The sequence below is a fragment of the Kiloniellales bacterium genome, from assembly GCA_030066685.1.
In the GTDB taxonomy this organism is placed as follows: Bacteria; Pseudomonadota; Alphaproteobacteria; order Kiloniellales; family JAKSBE01; genus JAKSBE01.
This window is the reverse complement of record JASJBF010000001.1, coordinates 122,582-139,855: the sequence shown is the minus strand read 5'-3', so window position 1 is coordinate 139,855 and position 17,274 is coordinate 122,582. Positions and strand designations below refer to the sequence as shown.

Annotated in this window: 15 protein-coding genes and 1 pseudogene; 7 read left to right on the top strand and 9 right to left on the bottom strand. The window is 67.0% G+C overall.

The genetic code is table 11. The features are described from left to right. Positions 1-5 precede the first annotated feature (5 nt). Both QNJ30_00650 and QNJ30_00645 read left to right on the top strand, forming a co-directional pair. On the top strand, positions 6-1,139 hold the full coding sequence (locus QNJ30_00650; GenBank protein ID MDJ0941945.1) for an efflux RND transporter periplasmic adaptor subunit: 1,134 nt from the start codon (positions 6-8) through the stop codon (positions 1,137-1,139). A gap of 39 nt (positions 1,140-1,178) precedes the next feature. Next, positions 1,179-4,250 carry an efflux RND transporter permease subunit gene (locus QNJ30_00645; GenBank protein MDJ0941944.1) on the top strand — a complete coding sequence of 1,024 codons (3,072 nt, stop codon included), beginning with the start codon at positions 1,179-1,181 and terminating at the stop codon, positions 4,248-4,250. 51 nt (positions 4,251-4,301) lie between these two features. Here QNJ30_00645 and QNJ30_00640 read toward each other — a convergent pair. The 4 genes and pseudogenes from QNJ30_00640 to QNJ30_00625 all read right to left on the bottom strand — a co-directional run bounded on the left by QNJ30_00640 (position 4,302) and on the right by QNJ30_00625 (position 7,110). Next, positions 4,302-4,562 (bottom strand): annotated as a pseudogene (locus QNJ30_00640) (ion channel). Positions 4,563-5,282: 720 nt separating this feature from the next. Next, positions 5,283-5,723, bottom strand: coding sequence for an EF-hand domain-containing protein (locus QNJ30_00635; GenBank protein ID MDJ0941943.1), 441 nt, complete (start codon positions 5,721-5,723; stop codon positions 5,283-5,285). Between the two features lie 145 nt (positions 5,724-5,868). After that, positions 5,869-6,555, bottom strand: a complete 687-nt coding sequence (locus QNJ30_00630) for a hypothetical protein (GenBank protein ID MDJ0941942.1) — start codon at positions 6,553-6,555, stop codon at positions 5,869-5,871. 24 nt (positions 6,556-6,579) lie between these two features. Then, complete coding sequence (locus QNJ30_00625) at positions 6,580-7,110, bottom strand: hypothetical protein (GenBank protein MDJ0941941.1); 531 nt, start codon at positions 7,108-7,110, stop codon at positions 6,580-6,582. Between the two features lie 192 nt (positions 7,111-7,302). Here QNJ30_00625 and QNJ30_00620 point away from each other — a divergent pair, with 192 nt between their 5' ends. Next, positions 7,303-7,809 (top strand): OsmC family protein, encoded by a 507-nt coding sequence (locus tag QNJ30_00620; protein MDJ0941940.1) that lies wholly within the window; start codon positions 7,303-7,305, stop codon positions 7,807-7,809. 131 nt (positions 7,810-7,940) lie between these two features. Here QNJ30_00620 and QNJ30_00615 read toward each other — a convergent pair whose 3' ends face one another. Further along, the gene (locus QNJ30_00615; protein ID MDJ0941939.1) at positions 7,941-8,885 is read right to left on the bottom strand and encodes an aldo/keto reductase; all 945 of its coding nucleotides are present in this window, start codon (positions 8,883-8,885) and stop codon (positions 7,941-7,943) included. 173 nt (positions 8,886-9,058) lie between these two features. Between QNJ30_00615 and QNJ30_00610 the strand changes: the two genes are divergently transcribed. After that, on the top strand, positions 9,059-9,403 hold the full coding sequence (locus QNJ30_00610) for a carboxymuconolactone decarboxylase family protein (protein ID MDJ0941938.1): 345 nt from the start codon (positions 9,059-9,061) through the stop codon (positions 9,401-9,403). Between the two features lie 4 nt (positions 9,404-9,407). On the opposite strand, the gene QNJ30_00605 is transcribed toward QNJ30_00610, so the two are convergent. Then, the gene (locus tag QNJ30_00605) at positions 9,408-11,759 is read right to left on the bottom strand and encodes a xanthine dehydrogenase family protein molybdopterin-binding subunit (protein ID MDJ0941937.1); all 2,352 of its coding nucleotides are present in this window, start codon (positions 11,757-11,759) and stop codon (positions 9,408-9,410) included. A gap of 216 nt (positions 11,760-11,975) precedes the next feature. Here QNJ30_00605 and QNJ30_00600 point away from each other — a divergent pair, with 216 nt between their 5' ends. The 3 genes from QNJ30_00600 (at position 11,976) to QNJ30_00590 (ending at position 14,813) form a co-directional block, all read left to right on the top strand. Further along, positions 11,976-12,332: a hypothetical protein gene (locus QNJ30_00600; protein ID MDJ0941936.1), complete on the top strand. Its 357-nt coding sequence runs from the start codon at positions 11,976-11,978 to the stop codon at positions 12,330-12,332. Between the two features lie 92 nt (positions 12,333-12,424). Continuing rightward, complete coding sequence (locus tag QNJ30_00595) at positions 12,425-14,056, top strand: hypothetical protein (protein ID MDJ0941935.1); 1,632 nt, start codon at positions 12,425-12,427, stop codon at positions 14,054-14,056. Between the two features lie 409 nt (positions 14,057-14,465). Continuing rightward, on the top strand, positions 14,466-14,813 hold the full coding sequence (locus QNJ30_00590) for a hypothetical protein (protein MDJ0941934.1): 348 nt from the start codon (positions 14,466-14,468) through the stop codon (positions 14,811-14,813). An 18-nt stretch (positions 14,814-14,831) separates the two neighbouring features. Here QNJ30_00590 and paaK read toward each other — a convergent pair whose 3' ends face one another. From paaK to paaC, 3 genes are read right to left on the bottom strand one after another with little or no spacing between them, the layout of a single operon-like run. Continuing rightward, positions 14,832-15,914, bottom strand: coding sequence for a phenylacetate-CoA oxygenase/reductase subunit PaaK (paaK, locus tag QNJ30_00585; GenBank protein ID MDJ0941933.1), 1,083 nt, complete (start codon positions 15,912-15,914; stop codon positions 14,832-14,834). Positions 15,915-15,955: 41 nt separating this feature from the next. Further along, on the bottom strand, positions 15,956-16,456 hold the full coding sequence (gene paaJ, locus QNJ30_00580) for a phenylacetate-CoA oxygenase subunit PaaJ (GenBank protein MDJ0941932.1): 501 nt from the start codon (positions 16,454-16,456) through the stop codon (positions 15,956-15,958). A gap of 38 nt (positions 16,457-16,494) precedes the next feature. Then, positions 16,495-17,259 (bottom strand): phenylacetate-CoA oxygenase subunit PaaC, encoded by a 765-nt coding sequence (gene paaC, locus QNJ30_00575; GenBank protein ID MDJ0941931.1) that lies wholly within the window; start codon positions 17,257-17,259, stop codon positions 16,495-16,497. Positions 17,260-17,274: the final 15 nt, after the last annotated feature.

The following is a 17,274-nucleotide window of genomic DNA, read 5'->3' as shown; positions in this document are numbered from 1 at the left end:
ACTTGTTGTCGACCAGGACCCATTCTTGGCGTCCCTGCCCGAGACCCCGGTACCTCGGCCTGGTGGCCGCGATGCTGCTCGGCACCGGGGGGCTCGTCGCCTGCGAGAAGGAGGCGCCCGAGACGATCGAGCAGGTCCGGGCGATCAAGACCACCACGGTCTCGCAGAGAGCTTCCGGGCAACTCAGGAAGTTCCCGGGCGTGATCGAGGCCGTCGATACTTCGGCCCTGAGCTTCGAGGTCGCCGGCAACGTCAGGGAGCTCAAGGTCGATGTCGGCGATCGCTTCAAGAGCGGGGAGGTTCTCTCCGCGCTCGACAGACAGACCTTCGAGCTGAGCGTCGAATCGGCCAAGGCGGCGCTTGGCCGAGCCCGGGCCGACGAGGCCGAAAAGAGGACCGAGTTCGAGCGTCAGGACGCCCTCTACAAGAAGCAATGGGTGGCGAGGTCGGCCCAGGAGCAGGCCCTGGCGGCTTATGAGAGTGCGCAGAACCAGGTCAGGTACCGGGTCTCCGAGCTGAACCTTGCGCGCCGCGATCTGGAGAAGACCGAGCTGCTCGCGCCGCTCGACGGGGTGGTCGCCAGGCGCTACGTCGACGCCTTCGCCGAGGTTTCTCGAGGCCAGACGATCTTCGACGTCTACGTCGAGGGCGCCATGGAGGCGAAGATCAGCGTGCCGGAGGGCACCGTTCGCGACATCTACCTCGGCCTGCCCGCCGAGGTCCGATTCCTGACCGGGCCGATCGGGACCGTGAAGGGACGGGTGTCGGAAATCGGCACACAGGCGGAGGCCGGCAACGTGTTCCCGGTCAAGGTTGCGATCCTCGAGCAGCAGGAGGGCGCGCTGCCCGGCATGACCACCGAAGTCAGCCTGATCCTGGGCGGCGAGGACGAGGCGGAGTCCTACCTGGTGCCGATCTCGGCCCTCGCGCCCGGGGTGGATCCGCAGAACCCGAGGGAAGGCTACATTTTCGTCTTCGATCCGGAGACCTCGGCCGTCAAGAGAACACCGGTCAAGGCGGACGGAGTCCGGGATAACCTGGTGGTGATCACGGAGGGTGTGACCGCAGGCGATGTCGTGGCGATCGCCGGGGTCAGCTTCTTGAAGGACGGCCAGGAAGTGAAGCTGCTCTCGCAGTAGTCAGCCCTGCCCCGTCCCACCCCGCTGCCGGAGTTCGCCATGTTCTCGATCACCGACTTCGCCATCAACACCAGCCGACTGACCATCACGGCGATCCTCGGCATCGTCATCGTCGGCATCTATCTCTTCGTACAGTTTCCGCGCCTCGAGGATCCGCCGATCGTGATCCGCGAGGCGGTGATCACTGCGGCCTTTCCGGGCATGGATCCGCTTCAGGTCGAGGATTTGATCACCCGCAGGATCGAAGAAGAGATCCGGACCATGCCCGAGATCGACGAGATCACCTCGGAGAGCAAGACCGGCATCACCGTCATCCACGCCATCCTGCGCGACGAGTACGAGGACCTAGAGGCGATCTGGAAACGGCTACGCAACAAGATGGACGACGTCCGGCCGCAATTGCCAGAGGGCACGGTCGGTCCCTTGGTCTATGACGAGTTCGGCCTGACCGCGGTCGCCACCATCGCGCTTTGGAGCGACGGCTTCTCGATGGCCGAGATGCGCCTGGTCGCCCGCGACGTGCGCGACCGGCTCTACGAGCTCAAAGGAATCCGCAAGGTCGAGCTCTACGGGGTTCAGGACGAACAGGTTTATCTCAAGTTCTCCAACGCCAAGCTCGCCCAGTTCGGGATCAGCATCTACGACGTGCTGACCACCCTGCAGCAGCAGAACGTGATCCTGCCCAGCGGCACCGTCGAAGTGGAAGAGAAAGACCTCGTCATCGAACCCTCCGGCGACTTCCAGAGCATCGAAGACATCGAAGCGGTGCTGATCTCGATCCCCGAGTCCGACCAGCTGGTCAACCTGACCGAGTTGGTTTCGGTGGAGCGCGGCTACGTCGACCCGCCGTCGAGTCTCGCCTACTACAAGGGGAAGCCGGCGGTCGTGATCAGCCTCTCCATAACGCCCGGCGTGAACAGCGTGGAGTTCGGGAGGCAGCTCACCCGCAAGATCAGGGAGCTCGAAGCGGGGCTGCCCGTCGGCTACGTGATGGAGTACGCGACCTTCCAACCAGACCTGGTCCAGGCGGCGGTCGACGGTGCGCTCAGCAACGTCTACCAGACCCTGGTGACCGTGCTCGTGGTGGTCGTTCTCTTCCTGCGCCTGCGGGCGGGGCTGATCGTCGGCTCCTTCGTCCCGATCACCATGCTGCTCGGCCTGATCGTCATGTGGCTCATGGACATCGAGCTGCACCGCGTCTCGATCCTCTCCGCAATCGTGGCCCTGGGCATGCTGGTCGACAACGCGATCGTGGTGGTCGAAGACATCCGGGCCCGCATGGAGCGCGGCCAGGAGCAGCGCGAGGCTTGCCTTGCCGCGGGTCAGACCCTGGCGGTCCCTCTACTGACATCGTCGCTGACCACCATCCTGGCCTTCCTGCCGATGCTGCTGATCGACGGCCAGACGGGAGAGTATGCCTTCGCTCTGCCGATGGTCGTGATCATCCTGCTTTTGGCGTCCTGGCTGCTGTCGATGTACATGACCCCGGCCATGTGCAACTGGTTCCTCGTGGTCAAGGCGCCGGCCGGTGGGAAAGACTCAGGCGAGGATCCCTACGACAGCGGCTTCTACCGCCGATATCGCTCATTCCTGGAATTCGTCCTTAGGCAGCGATACGCCACCCTCGCCGTGACGCTCGGGCTTCTGATCGTCGCCGGCTATGCAGCATCCTCCCTGGTCCGGGAGTTCTTCGGGCCGAGCGACCGAAACCAGTTCCTGGTCTATCTGGACCTGCCCGCCGGTTCGCGCATCCAGACGACGGACGAAGTGGTGCAGCAATACGCGGCCTGGCTGGGCGACGAGGCGGCCAACCCCGAAGTAACCAGCAGCATCGCCTACGTTGGCACCGGAGGGCCCCGATTCTTCCTTTCGCTCTCGCCGAAGGACCCAGACCCCCACCGGGGCTTTTTGGTTGTGAATACGGCCAAGGCCGATCAGGTCCCGGAAGTGATCAGGCGCAGCAAGCTCTATCTTGCCGAGTCCTTCCCCGACGTCGAGCCCCAGTTGAAGAGGATGTGGATGGGGTCCTCCGAGCCGGGCTTGCTCGAGATCCGCCTGATCGGCATCGATGCCGAACATCTCTTCGCCAAGGGACACGAACTGGAGCGGGCCTTCCAGGACATGCCAGGTATCGACTACGCTCTGATCGATTGGGAGAACAAGGTCCTGAAGGTCAACGTGGTCGTCGACCAGTCCCGCGCCCGGCGGGCCGGGGTCACATCGCGAGAGATCGCGACTTCATTGAACGCTTTCATGGATGGCGCGCAGATCACCGACTACCGGGAGGGCGACACCGCGATCCCGGTCGTCTTCCGCGCGGTCGAGGACGAACGCCAGACGCTGGGCGACCTGTGGAACGTGAATGTTTATTCCTCGGCTCGCGAGGAGATGGTGCCGCTGTCGCAGGTCGCCGACTACCGGGGCGAGTGGGAATACAGCCGGATCGCCCGGTACAATCAGGAGCGCACCGTCACCGTCGACGCCCGCCATCAGCACCTGAAGGCGCCGGAGCTGCTGGCAGCAATGACGCCGAAGATCGAGGCGCTGGGCCTCAAGCTCGGCCATCGCTGGGAGGTCGGCGGCGAGATCGAGGACTCGGAGGAGACCAACGAGAAGCTGTTCCGTTACATGCCGGCCTGTGTCATCGGGATCGTGGTCCTGCTGATCTGGCAGTTCAATTCCTTCCGCCGGCCGACGATTATCATGCTGACCATCCCCATGGCCTTCGCCGGCGCCCTGGTCGGCCTGATCATCATGCGGGCGCCCTTCGACTTCTTCGGCATATTGGGCCTGCTCAGTCTGGCCGGGGTCATCCTCAACAATGGCATCGTGCTGATCGACAGGATCGACAGCCAAAGGGCGGCCGGGCTTTCGGACTACGAGGCGGTGGTGCTCGCCGCCGTCTCGCGCTTCCGGCCGATCCTGATGTCAGCGACCACGACGATCCTGGGCGTGCTGCCGCTGATCATCCTGGTCGATCCCCTGTTCTTCTCCATGGCCTGCGTGATCGCCTTCGGCCTGGCCCTGGGGACCGTGCTGACCCTGCTCCTCGTCCCGGTGCTCTACGCCCTCTTCTTCGGTGTCAAGACGCCGGCTGGAGCCGGCGCCTAGCCGGTCTTTCGCTGGGCCCTCGGTCGCCTGTTCCCGGTCTTGGACATAACGCATGATCTCCGAGAAGCCGAAGAGCAAGAGCAGGACGCCGCTGACGATCTCGATGGCGGTCAGGGCGCGAATCAGCTGACTGGCCGGCGCGATGTCCCCGTAGCCAAGGGTCGACATCGTCACGATCGAGAAATAGAGGCTGTCCGAAAAACTGGGCTCGTAGGGCGCGCCGTTGAAGTTGAAGTGATTTCCCGGGACATAGAGGTCGATGATCCGGTAGAGGCAGGCGAAGAGGATCACCTGCAGCGAGTAGAAGGTCATGAAGGCGAAGGCCGGTATCACGAGCCCCACGACGCGGTCGAAGAAATGATCGAACATCTGGCCTGCGAAGAGCAGGAAGGCGCCGATGCTGGGGCTTAGGAGGAAAACGAGCAGGGATACCAAGGTCATGGAAGCCAGGAGAGCAACGCTTTCTTGGTCGGCGCTCCAGGCGAGCATGGGAACGGCGAAGCTGAGCATGCCGATTACGGCAAGCGGAAGCAGCCAGAGCAGGCCGCGCCCGACAGCTTCGGCTCCCAGGCGCGGCGCTTCGGAAATGATCTCCTGAACCTCGCGTCGGCGGAGCAAGGCCCCGCCGATGAAGGCGGCGACCGGCAGCATGAACCCGATCTTTCCGGCCATGTCGGAGGCTTTGAGGAAGTTCGTCTCGACGAGGAAGACGTAGACGCAGGCGTAGACCGCGAGGAAGTTGGCCAGCGAGATCGAAAAGAAGCGGCTGCCCGGAAACAGGAGATAAATGGTCCCGACACCGGCGAAGATGACCACCGACATCGTCAGCCCGAAGATGAACTCGGTGCCGCCGCTGGCCAGCGTGATCAAGAGAATGGCAACCAGGGTGAGGACTGGGGCCTGGAGCCACTGAAGTCCGGGTTCCTTCATCCGCTTGCCTCGGTCAGCTCGGCCGGAATGCTGCCCGCTTCCCGCCGCGGCCCGGCCGCGCGACGCCGTTCGTGACCGAGCGCGCCACGGTGCCGGAAAGCATCACTTGGCCGAATCGCTGGGAGCGTTCAGGAATTCCTCCAAGGTGATCTTGCCGTCACCATCCAAGTCGAGGGCTTCGAACTCGATCACCTTGGCCTGATTGAACTCGTAGCCGGAGATCTGCCCATCGCCGTCCTCATCCATCGATACGAACTCGGCGTCGGTCAGGCGCGGCAGATCTTCTCGGGACAGCTTGCCGGTGCTGTTGCGGTCGAGCTGGAAGAACACCCCCATCTTGTGGGTGCGCAGCTCGTCGCGGGTCACGATTCCGTCTCCGTTCTTGTCCATCAGCGCGAAGATCGCCTCGAGCGAGAGCTCCTTGTCGCCGGCACCGAGGATGTCATCGATATCGCCTTGGGCAGAGACCTCGCGCAACCCGACCGAGAGGACGATCAGGACCGCGAATGTAAGAACGAGACTTCTAGAGCAAGCACTCGGCATGGGGCAAGTTCCTCGGCAGGCTTTCGATCAAGCCCATAGAGGTAACCCATTTCCGGGGATTAGGCGACGGCAGAGCCGGGTTTCTTGTGTCTTGGCCCTTTCCCGGTCAGACGCACAAAGAGCGCCGGACTTCGAGAGCATCTCGCTAGGAGGCCGCGGCCAGGCGCCGGAACTTGGGGCGAAAGCCGCTGGGCATGCCCCAGGAGTGCTTGGTCAGGATGACACGGTAGAGCTTGCTCCAGGCGCGGGACTCGGGGTCCGCGAGCTCGGCCCGGTGCTCGGCCAGGAGGGCACGGATGGCCGCCACGCTGTTGTGGTTGGGCACCAGCGCCTCGGCCCTCCCGAAGGTCTCCAGAGCCCTTTCGGCATCGCGGTCGAGCAAGGCCTCGAAGCCCTCACGCTCCAGATCGACGACCGAGGCGGCGGGGCGCGGGGTCAGCGCGACCTGGGCGGTCGCCGCGCCCGAGGCCAGGTCCGGCGCGATCTGCTGGATCTGCTGGACCTCGCGGCTAAGGTTGCTGCTCAGCCGGGTGAGCTTGCCGTCGATGTCCGCAGCCACCGCCTCGGCCGGCAGGTCGGGCCGCGCCTGCAGCTCTTGCAGCAGGGCCCGTACGTCGGCGATCTCCTCTGCGGCCTGCGCCTCCAGTTCCTCCACCTTCTGGCCGATCTTGAGGAAGCCCACGACCTCGAGCTCGCGGCTGCGCAGGATTTCCCGCACGTCGCTGCTGTAGAAGAGCACCACGGCAAGGAGGATCGCCGGCCAGGTGAAGCTGCGCAGGTAGTCCAGGATCAGGCGCCCCAGCGCGTAGCGCTCGCCCCCTTCGCTCGCCATGACAGCCTCCTCTCGCTTCGCCGCTCAGGGGGTCGCCGCCACGACGCCGAGGCGCCGGCCGTCCAGGCGGACGGGGCCCGTGAAGAAGATCTCGCCGGTCTCCAGGTCGGGGCCGAGGATGAAGTCAGAAAGGGCCTCGCCGGTGAAGCGCTTGCGGTCGTGGCTCAAGGCGACCTTGCCGCGGATCCGCAGATAGCCGACCTGCTCCTGCTCGACGAAGAGGACCTTGAAGAAGGTCAAGGCAGTGCGCCGATGCCCGCTGCGCGACCAGACGCCGAGGCCGTCGCTGGCGCTGAAGGTGCCAAGCTCGGGAAAGAGCTCGGCCTGGCTGCCGGGGTGGATGCCGCCGTCGGTCTCCGAGAGGGTACCGCCGAAGTGAAAGCTGAAGAGCGCCTGGAACGGCGCCGGCGGCGGGACGTCGGGCGTCGCTTGGGGTGTGACCGTAACCTCCCAGGTGCCCTGGATGCCGCCGAAACCGGCCTTGGCGCGGTCCATCGGTGGCGCCGCCAAGACGATCAGCAGGGCGAGGGCAAAGACGATCGGCGAGCGCGGCATGGTTCGGCCTCCTTTTCCGATCCGCGGCAGCGGAAACGCCCCCGCAGCGGCAAGAGGCCTAGCATGCGGTGGCGGTGGCAGGGGTGGGTTTTGCCACGCGCGCCCCGCGTCTTGCCTTGGCGCTTGACGGCCCGCATCATCGGGTTCGCTTCGGCGGGCGGGACGCCGGCGGCCACAGCACGGGAGGACGCGATGGACGCGGCAGAGCTGAAGGAGACCCAAGCACCGATCAAGGCCAAATACCGGGAAGATCCGGAGGCCGCGGTGGTTACCCTCAAGGCCGAAGGGCGGATGGGCCAAGGCGTGACCTGCAAAGTCGACACCGGCCGCGCTCTGGTCGAGGCCGGGCTGCATCCGGCGACCGGCGGCAGCGGGGTCCACGCCTGCTCCGGCGACATGCTGCTCGAAGCCCTGGTGGCCTGCGCCGGCGTCACCTTGAACGCCGTGGCAACCGCGCTCGAGCTGCCGCTGCGCGACGCAACCGTGAAGGCCGAGGGCGACCTCGACTTCCGCGGCACTCTGGGCGTCGATCGGGAGGCCCCGGTCGGCTTCCGCGCGATCCGCCTCGCCTTTGACCTCGACGGCGATCTGAGCGAGGAGCAGCTCGAAACCCTGCTCAAGCTGACCGAGCGCTACTGCGTCGTCTATCAGACCCTGAAGGCCGGCCCGCCGGTCGAAGTGACGGCGGCGCTCGGCTAGAGGCGGCCCTCAAGCTAAGGGCGACCGCCGCATGTCGATGTGCGGCACGCCGCCCTCGACCAGGTATTCCTCCGACACCGCCTCGAAGCCGAAGCCGTACCAGGCGAATGTGAGGCGGTCGCGATCCACCGCTAAAGGCTCTGGATGTAGCCGATCATACGCTGGCGGAGCTTCGGGTCCGGCAGCCGGCCGTAGGCCGCGCCCATGTTCTCGCGCATGTGGTCGACCCGCGAGGTCGCGGGGATGGCGCAGGTCACCGCCGGGTGCGAGACCACGAACTTGAGGAAGAGCTGCGCCCAGTTCTCGCAGTCGATTTCGGCTGCCCAACCCGGCAGGGGCTTGCCGGCATAGGCGTCGAAGAGCGCGCCGCGCCGGAACGGCCGGTTGACGATCACCGCCAGGCCGCGCTCGGCGGCCAGGGGCAAGAGGCGCCGCTCGGCCTCGCGGTCGATCAGGTTGTAGGTGAACTGCACGAAGTCCAGCGGCTCCGTCGCCATCAGCCGCTCCAGGGCGGCGTGCCGGCGGCCGTGGGAGGTGGTGACGCCGAGGTAGCGGACCCGGCCCTCGGCCTTCCAGGCCTTGAGCGTTTCCAGATGACCTTCCCATTCGACGAGGTTGTGGACCTGCATCAAGTCGAAACGCTCGATCCCCCAGAGCCGCCGCGAGGCCTCCATCTGATCCGGCCCGCGGCGCACCGAGGGCGTCCAGACCTTGGTCGCGGAAAACAGCGGCGCACCGTCCTTGAGCCGCGCCAGGGCGTGGCCGATCACCTCTTCGGAGGACCCATACATGGGCGAGGAATCGATCATCCCGCCGCCGGCCTCGAAGAAGGCGCGCAGCACCTCGACCCGCCGGTCGCGCGCATCCTGGTCGGCGCCGACGTCGAAGGTGATCCAGGAGCCCATGCCGATCACCGGCAGCGCCTCGCCGCTCGCCGGGATCGGCCTGGTCAGGGGGCCATCCGCCGCCCGGGTTCGCGCCGCGGCACGGCCTCGAACGATCCCCGCCGCGAGCCCGACAGCGCCCAGCGATGCCAAGACAGCGCGTCGGCTGAGTTTCGAGGCTTCTTCTGTCATGCGGACCTCCTCGCAACTCTACTTGGGTTCGGCGCTGGACTCCTGCCAGTAAACTCTGTGCCCGAACCTGCCCGAAAGAACCCTTCGACTTGACGTGGGTCAGCGCTCGGACTCACCGGTGGCCGCAAGATCGCGAACAGGAGAATCTCCCTGCAAGCCTGGAGCCGGAAGCCATGCACAAGGATTGGAAAGCCGAGAACAGCAGCCTGTCCGAGGCGATCTCGAACTACCGCGCGCTCGCGCCGGAGGTCGCCAAGGCCTTCTCCGAGCTCGCGAGCGCTGCGAACGGACCGGGTGCGCTGGACATGAAGACCAAGGAGCTCATCGCCCTGGCGATCGGCATCGCAGGGCGGTGCGACGGCTGCATCGGCTTCCACACCGCGGCGGCGATCAGGCTAGGGGCCACGCGCGAAGAGGTTCTCGAGACCGTCGGCATGGCGATCTACATGGGCGGCGGGCCCTCTTACGTCTACGGGGCGCAGGCCCTCGAGGCCTTCGACCAGCTCGCCGAAGGCTGAAGCTTCACGACCCACCTTGTCGTCCGGACGTGGCATCCTGGATCGCGCGCCAGACCCGCTCCGGCGTGGCCGGCATGTCTAGATGGCGGATGCCGTAAGGTTTCAGTGCGTCGACCACCGCGTTGATCACGGCCGGCAGGGCGCCGATGCAGCCGGCCTCGCCGCAGCCCTTGACGCCGAGGGGATTGGTCTCGGTCGGCACCGGCTCGAAGACGACCTCGATATCCGGCAGGTCGTCGGCCCGGGGCATGCAGTAGTCCATGAAGGACCCGGACAGCAGCTGCCCGCTCTCGCGGTCGAAAACGGTCCGCTCCAGCAGGGCCTGTCCCACCCCCTGGGCGACGCCGCCGTGGACCTGGCCGGCGGTGATCATGGGATTGAGCAGCGTGCCGAAGTCGTCGACCACGTGATAGGCGACCAGGTGCACCGCGCCGGTCTCTGGATCGACCTCGACCTCGGCGACGTGGGCGCCGTTGGGAAAAGTGTTGGCCTCCCGCTCGTAGCCGCCGACCGCGTCCAGGCCGGGCTCCATGCCCTCGGGAAGGCGCGCCGGATCCCTCGAGATCCGGGCCAGCTCGGGCAGGCTTATCTTGAGGTCGGTCCCGACCACGCGGCAGGCGCCCTCGGCCAGCTCGATGTCGGCCGGCGCCGCCTCCAGCAGGTGGCCGGCCAGCTTCCTGGCCTTCTCCTCGATGATGTCGGCGGCGGCGAGCAGGGCGTTGCCGCCCAGCTGCATCGAACGCGAGCCGCCGTGGCCGCCGCCGACCGCGATCCGGCCGCTGTCGCCCTGCAGGAAACGGATGCTCTCGAAGTCCAGCCCCAGGCGCTGGTGCAGGATCTGGGCGTAGGTGGTCTCGTGGCCCTGGCCGTTGGACATTGTGCCGGCCAGGACGGTGACCCCGCCGTCCTTGTCGAAGCGGACCTCGGTCTTCTCGCTGGGCAGGCCCAGGGTCGCTTCGAAGTAGCAGGCGAAGCCGCGCCCGCGCAGGCGCCCCTTCCCTTCCGACTCCTGCCGGCGCGCCGTAAAGCCCGCATGGTCCGAGGTCTCCAGGACCCGGTCGAGGATCCGCTCGAACTCGCCGCAGTCGAGCACGCTGCCGACGCCGGTGGTGTAGGGCATGGCCTCCGGCCGGATGAAGTTCCGGCGGCGCAGCTCCAAGGGATCGACGCCGAGCTCCCGCGCGGCGAGATCGACCAGGCGCTCGATGGCGTAGGAAGCCTCGGGCCGGCCGGCGCCGCGGTAGGCATCGACCGGCACGGTGTTGGTGAAGACACCCTTGACCCGGTAGTGGATCGCCGGGATGTCGTAGACCCCGCCGAGCACGACCGCGACCGGGTTGGTCGGGATCATCGCGCCGAAAGTCGAGACGTAGGCGCCGATGTTGGCGATGGAGGCGATGCGCAGGCCAAGGAAGCGGCCGTCGGCGGCCAGCGCCAGCTCCGCTCGCATCACATGGTCGCGGCCCTGGGTGTCGCTGACGAAGCCTTCGGTCCGTTCGGAGATCCATTTCACCGGCCGGCCCAGCCGCCGCGCGGCCCAGAGCACCAGGGCCATTTCCGGGTAGACGAAGTTCTTGGTGCCGAAGCCGCCGCCGACGTCTGGCGAGATCACCCGCAGCTTGTCCGGCGTGGTCTTGAAGACGCCGGTCGCCAGCATGCGCGCGATGCCGTGGACCGCCTGGCCGGCGTTGTAGAGCGTGTAGCTCTCGGTCGCCGGGTCCCAGAGGCCGACGCAGCCGCGCGGCTCGATCGGGTTGACCACGACGCGGCTGTTCACGTGATCCAGGGTCACGACACGATCGGCCGCAGCGAAGGCAGCTTCGGTCGCCGCCTCGTCACCTTTTTCCCAGTCCAGGCAGAGGTTGTTCGGCGCCTCCGGATAGATCTGCGGCGCACCCGCCGCCAGGGCCGCCTCGGTCCCGACGACCGGCGGCAGGTCGGCGTAGTCGACGACGATCTGCTCCACGGCGTCGCGCGCCGCCTCGAGGTTCTCGGCCAGGACCAGGGCCACCGGCTCACCGACGAAACGCACCCGCTCCCGGGCCAGGGCGGGCCGCGACGGCACGTGGTTCGAGCTGCCGTCCCGATTGGTGACCAGGGCGCCCGGCGGGATATCGCCCAGGCCGTCGGCCGCGACCTCGGCCCCGGTCAGGACCGCGACCACGCCGGACACGGCGGCCGCCGCGCTAACGTCGATCCGGCGGATCTCGGCGTGGGCGTAAGGCGAACGCAGGACGCGGGCCTGCAGCTGGCCGTCGAATGCGATGTCGTCGAGGTAGCGGCCCTGGCCGGTCAGGAAGCGCCGATCCTCGACGCGCCTGACCGATTGTCCCAATCCAAAACGTGTCGCAGCCATGTTGTCCCTCTGCTCCTCTTCGCTCCGCCTCTTGTCCCAGGCCGAAGGCGCGAGCCTCGCCCCGGCCGTGTCAATCCACCGAAGCCGGGAGGCCAAGGCAAGAGGAGATTCTGGCGCCCAGCGGCCCGGCGGCAGCCCGGGTGGCCGGGCGTTTGACTCCACCGCCCGTTTCCCGGTCAATACGCTCGGATTCGGCGTCACAGCGACTGGAACACCATGAAGCAGCTTTCTGCCGTCCTCGCCTGCCTCCTCTTGTTCGCCTGCGAAACCATCTCCTCCGACATCAGCCAGGAGGACTTGGCCCGCTACAAGGCCGAGGTGCGCTACGAGGGCAAGATCTTGAAGATCACCCTGGACAACCCGCCCGGCGAGCGGGTCACGAAGATGGTCTACTCGGTCCGGCACGGCGCGCTCTACATCGGCGCGCAGACGTCCGACGGCGAGGGCGGGATCGTCGACTACACCTTCGACCTTTCCGAGCACACAACCCTGCCCGACGATCTGCGCGGGCACGTTTTCTGGATCGACCCGAACAAGACGGCCAAGCCGCTCGATTCGAAATACCTGAAGTGATCGGCGGGCCTTAGGGTGACTTCGCGACCCTGCCCCGACGCCACGTTGCAGGCGTGCGCGCCGGCCTGCGGCCGGCGTGGAGCTGCGCGAACATGACCGCCCGCGCCCTCTGGCGCTGGCTCGACGCCACCTTCATCGACCTGGCGCGCCAGCTGCGCTGGTCCTACCTGCCGCCCCTGCTGGTCTACCTCGCCGCCGGCGTCTCCGGGCTGACTGCGATCGTCGGCACTTTCTTCATCAAGGAGTACCTGGGTCTCTCGGCGGCCTTTCTGGCCGGTCTCGGCTTCTGGGCCGGGATTCCCTGGGCACTGAAGATGCCGCTCGGCCACTTGGTGGACCTGCTGTGGCGCTGGAAGGCCTTGCTGGTCTACCTCGGCGCGGCGCTGATCGCGCTCGCAATCGGGATCATGTACGGCCTGATCGCCCACACCGGGTGGATGACCGGCTTCATGCCCATCGAGGCCTGGTACGTGACCTCGGCCCTGCTGGCGCCGACCGGCTACGTGGTCCAGGACGTCGTCGCCGACGCCATGACCGTGGAAGCGGTCCCGACCGCCGACGACGAGGGCCGGCCCTATCCCGAAGCCGAGATCAAGGCCATGCACACCACCATGCAGACCCTCGGCCGCTTCGCGATCATCAGTGGCCTGGCCGCGGTCTCGGCGGTCAACATCTTCATGTTCGCCGGGGTCGAGGCCATGTCGGAGGCCGACAAGGTCGAGGTCTACGCCCGGATCTACCTGCTCGCCCTGGGCATCCCCGCGGTCTCGGTCACCGGGGTTCTGCTCGGCCAGCTCACCCTGCGCCTGCGGGCCCGGCGTCTGCGCCGGCGCGGCGTCGACGAGTTCCGGATCCAACGGCTGCTGTTCCAGCCCGCGGGCGAGACACGGCCCAACTGGTATATCCTCGGGGGCAGCCTCGCCTTCGCCGTCTTCACCCTGGGCATCGGCCTCGGCCAGGTGCCCTACGCCCAGGAGATCGTCTTCGCCGGATCCATGGCGATCGTGATCTTCCTGATGAACCGGCTGATCCGGGAACTGGACGCCGGGGTCCGGAAGGCCCTGGTCGGGACCGCCATCATCATCTTCGTGTTCCGCGCCGTGCCCCTGCCCGGCCCCGGCGTGACCTGGTTCGAGATCGACGTCCTCGGCTTCGACCAGCAGTTTCTCTCCGTGCTGTCGCTGATCACCTCGGGCCTGGCGCTGGTCGGCATGGTGGTTCTGCGGCCCCTGATGGCGACGCGCTCCATCGCCTACGTCATGGCCTTGCTGACTCTGGCCGCGGGCCTGCTCTCGCTGCCCAACATCGGCTTGTACTACGGCCTGCACGAATGGACCGCCGGCTGGAGCGGCGGCATCGTCGACGCGCGCTTCATCGCGATCCTCGACACCGCCATCGAATCGCCGCTGGCGCAGATCTCGATGATCCCGATGCTGGCCTGGATCGCCAAGAACGCGCCGCCGCACCTGAAGGCGACCTTCTTCGCGGTCATGGCCTCCTTCACCAACCTCGCGCTCTCCGCCGCCAGTCTCGGCACGAAGTACATGAACCAGATCTACGTCGTGACGCGCGAGGTCGTCGACCGGGCGACGGGCGCCGTCGAGGTCGCCGCCGACTACGGCGAACTCGGCTGGCTGTTGATCTCCGTGGCCCTGATCACGCTCATGGCGCCGCTCGTGACCATCGCCATCGTCCAGCTCTCGCCGCTCAAGACCCGGCAGTGAGGCGCCATCTCGGCGCCTGGACTGTGGGAACTGTGACGACCGTCACTTTTCGGCGCCTCGGGGCGCACCATTTCTTGGTGTGAGACAGCGAGACGGATGCCGCAGTGCCGGCGGCGATCCCGGCTCCCTCTCACCGAACCTCCCGCCAAATCATGCCTTGGCCGGCCTCATCAGAGGCCGGCCCTTCTTTTCGTCGGGGCCGGCCCCTTCGGCGAAAGCCTGGTCGGCCAGGCCCTGTGCGAATAATCACATGCGGTTTGCACGCAAGGCCCTATCTCGCAGGTCGGATCCGGTCGCGGGCCGGATTCGAACTGAGCGCCCGCCGTCATCTGCAGGAGCCGGCGGCGTCCGAACGGAGATCAGGATGCACATGGTAAACCGACCGACCTTGGGACGTCTCGCTCTGACCTTGGCGATCATCGCCTTTCTGGTCGGCCTCGCCGCCCTGGACGGGAATGCGCAGGAACGTCTGGTTATCGTCAACGGCCAGGCATTGTCGGAAAAGCAGCTTGCGCTGCTCGACGAACTTGCCGGCGGCCCGGTGCCCAGCGGCCGCTATTGGATCGATCCCGACACCGCAACCTGGGGCTTCGCCGGCGACCCGACGCCGCGCGGCCACATCGGCAAGGACCAGGCCGACCACACGCGAGCGGGCACGGGCCCGGCGCAAGACGAGGTCTATATCGGCACCTTCAGCCCCTACCGCCGCGATACCGGCTGCATCCTGATATCTTCGAAGGCCGCCGACGCCTGTTGACCCCTGCACGCTGCGGCGTTACGCCTCGTCGTAGTCGAGGACGATGCGCTCGGTCAGCGGATGCGACTGGCAGGTCAGGACGAAGCCGGCGTCTACCTCGGCGTCCTCCAGAGCGTAGTTGACGGTCATGTCGACCTTGCCCTCGACCAGCTTGGCCCGGCAGGTCGAGCAGACACCGCCCTTGCAGGAGAAGGGCAGGTCGAGGCCTTCCTTCAAGGCTGCGTCGAGCAGGCTCTCGCCGTCGTAGGGCAGCTCAAAGCGGGTCCGCACGCCGTCGAGGATCACGGTGATCTCGGCCGCGTCGCCGCTGCCTTCGACCTTGCCATGCGCGACCGGGCGCAACTCGGGCGCGCGCTGGACCTCGGTCGTGAAGAGCTCGAAGTGGATCCTGGCTTCCGGCAGGCCCAGGTCCGTCAGCTTGCCGCTGACCGCCTCGATCATGGTCCCGGGGCCGCAGATGAAGGCCTCGTCGATGGACTCCACGGGGCAGAAGGCGGAGAGCAGCGCCTCGGCCATCTCGGCGTCCAGGCGGCCGTTGAAGAGCTCGACCTCCTGCTTTTCCCGGCTGAGCACGTGATAGAGCGAGAAGCGCTCCAGGTAGCGGTCCTTCAGATCCTCCAGGGTCTCGCGGAAGATGATCGAGGCCACGCTGCGGTTGCCGTAGAACAGAAGGAAGCGGCTATCGGGCTCGTGCGCCAGGGTGGTCTTGATGATCGAGATGATCGGCGTGATGCCGCTGCCCGCGGCGAAGGCGACGTAGGTCTTGGCCTGGGCCGGATCCAAGGCCGTGTGGAAGGAGCCGGTCGGGGTCATGACCTCGAGCCTGTCGCCGGGCTTGAGCGCGTCGTTGGCGAAGCTGGAGAAACGGCCGCCCTCGACCCGCTTGATCGCGATGCTGAGCCGGCCCTCGTCGACGCCGCTACAGATCGAATAGTTGCGCCGGACATCCTCGCCGTCGATGTCACGGCGCAGGGTCAGGTGCTGGCCCTGGACGTAGGCATAGGCCTCGGCCAGCTCCGGCGGCAGATCGAAGGTGACGACGACCGCGTCCTCAGTCTCGCGCGCGACCTCGGCGATCGTCAGGGCGTGGAAGCGGGCCATGGGACCTCTGGTGTCTTTGAATACGTGGCGCTCGGCGGCGCTTAGATGCACTTGAAGTAGTCGAAGGGCTCCAGGCAGGCGCGACAGCGGTAGAGCGCCTTGCAGGCGGTCGAGCCGAACTGGCTGACGCACTCGGTCTCGCGGGCGCCGCAGTGCGGACAGGCGACCACGGGCTCCTCGCCGAAGAGCGCGCGCTTGCTGCCGCTGGCCTCGGCCGGCGGCGCGATTCCGAAGGCGGCGAGCTTGGCCCGGCCGGCTTCGCTCAGCCAGTCGGTGGTCCAGGCCGGCGCCAGCACGGTGGTGACCTTGACGTCCCGATAGCCGGCGCCTTCGAGCCGAAGCCGGATGTCGGACTCGATGGTGTCCATGGCCGGGCAGCCCGAGTAGGTCGGCGTGATCACCACTTCGACCGTGTCGCCTTCGGTCCTGACCTCGCGCAGCACGCCGAGGTCGGCCACGGTCAGGACCGGGATCTCCGGATCGGTGACGTCCTCAAGCAGTGTCCAGACCTTGGCCTCTTCCGCGGTCCTGGGTCCGGCCACACGGTCGGAAGAAAGGTCCGTAGCCGGCCGGGTCGCGGTCACCACTGGGCTCCCGGATGGGCCCGCTGCAGATGCTGCATCTCGGCCAGGATGTGGCCTAGGTGCTCGCTGTGGCGGCCGCGCAGGCCGCCGCTCTGCATCCAGCCGTCGTCGGGCCGCTGCAGGGTCGCCTCTTCGATCACCGCCGAGACCCGCGCCTCCCAGGCCGGACGCAACGCGGCGCGGTCGGGCGCCACGCCGGCCTCGGCCAGCGCGGTCTCCAGGGCGTCCATCTCGAACATCTCGCCGCTGTACATCCAGAGGTCGTCGAGCGCCGTCTGCATCTTGTCGTGGCTGAGCGGTGTGCCATCGCCTAGGCGGACCAGCCATTCCGAGCTGTGGCGCAGGTGGTAGGTCACCTCCTTCACGCTCTTTCCGGCGATGGCCGCGAGCCGCTCGTCACCCGAGCCCAAGAGCGCCCGTTGCAGCTCCAGATGGAAGGCGTCGAAAAGGAACTGCCGGGCGATGGTGTAGGCGAAGTCCTGATTGGGCTGCTCGACCAGCAGAAGGTTGCAGTAGCCCGTGCCGTCGCGCAGGAAGGCCAGGGCATCCTCGTCGCGGCCTCGCCCCTCGACCTCGCCGGCGTAGGTCAGCAGGCTCCGCGCCTGGCCGATGAGGTCGAGCGCGACATTGATCAGCGCGATGTCCTCTTCCAGCTCCGGGCCGTGGCCGCACCATTCCGAAAGCCGCTGGCCCAGGATCAGGCTGCTGTCACCGAGCCGGAGCAGGTATTCTAAGAGCTGGTCCCTGGCGATGTCGGTCATCGTCTCTGCCTCTGC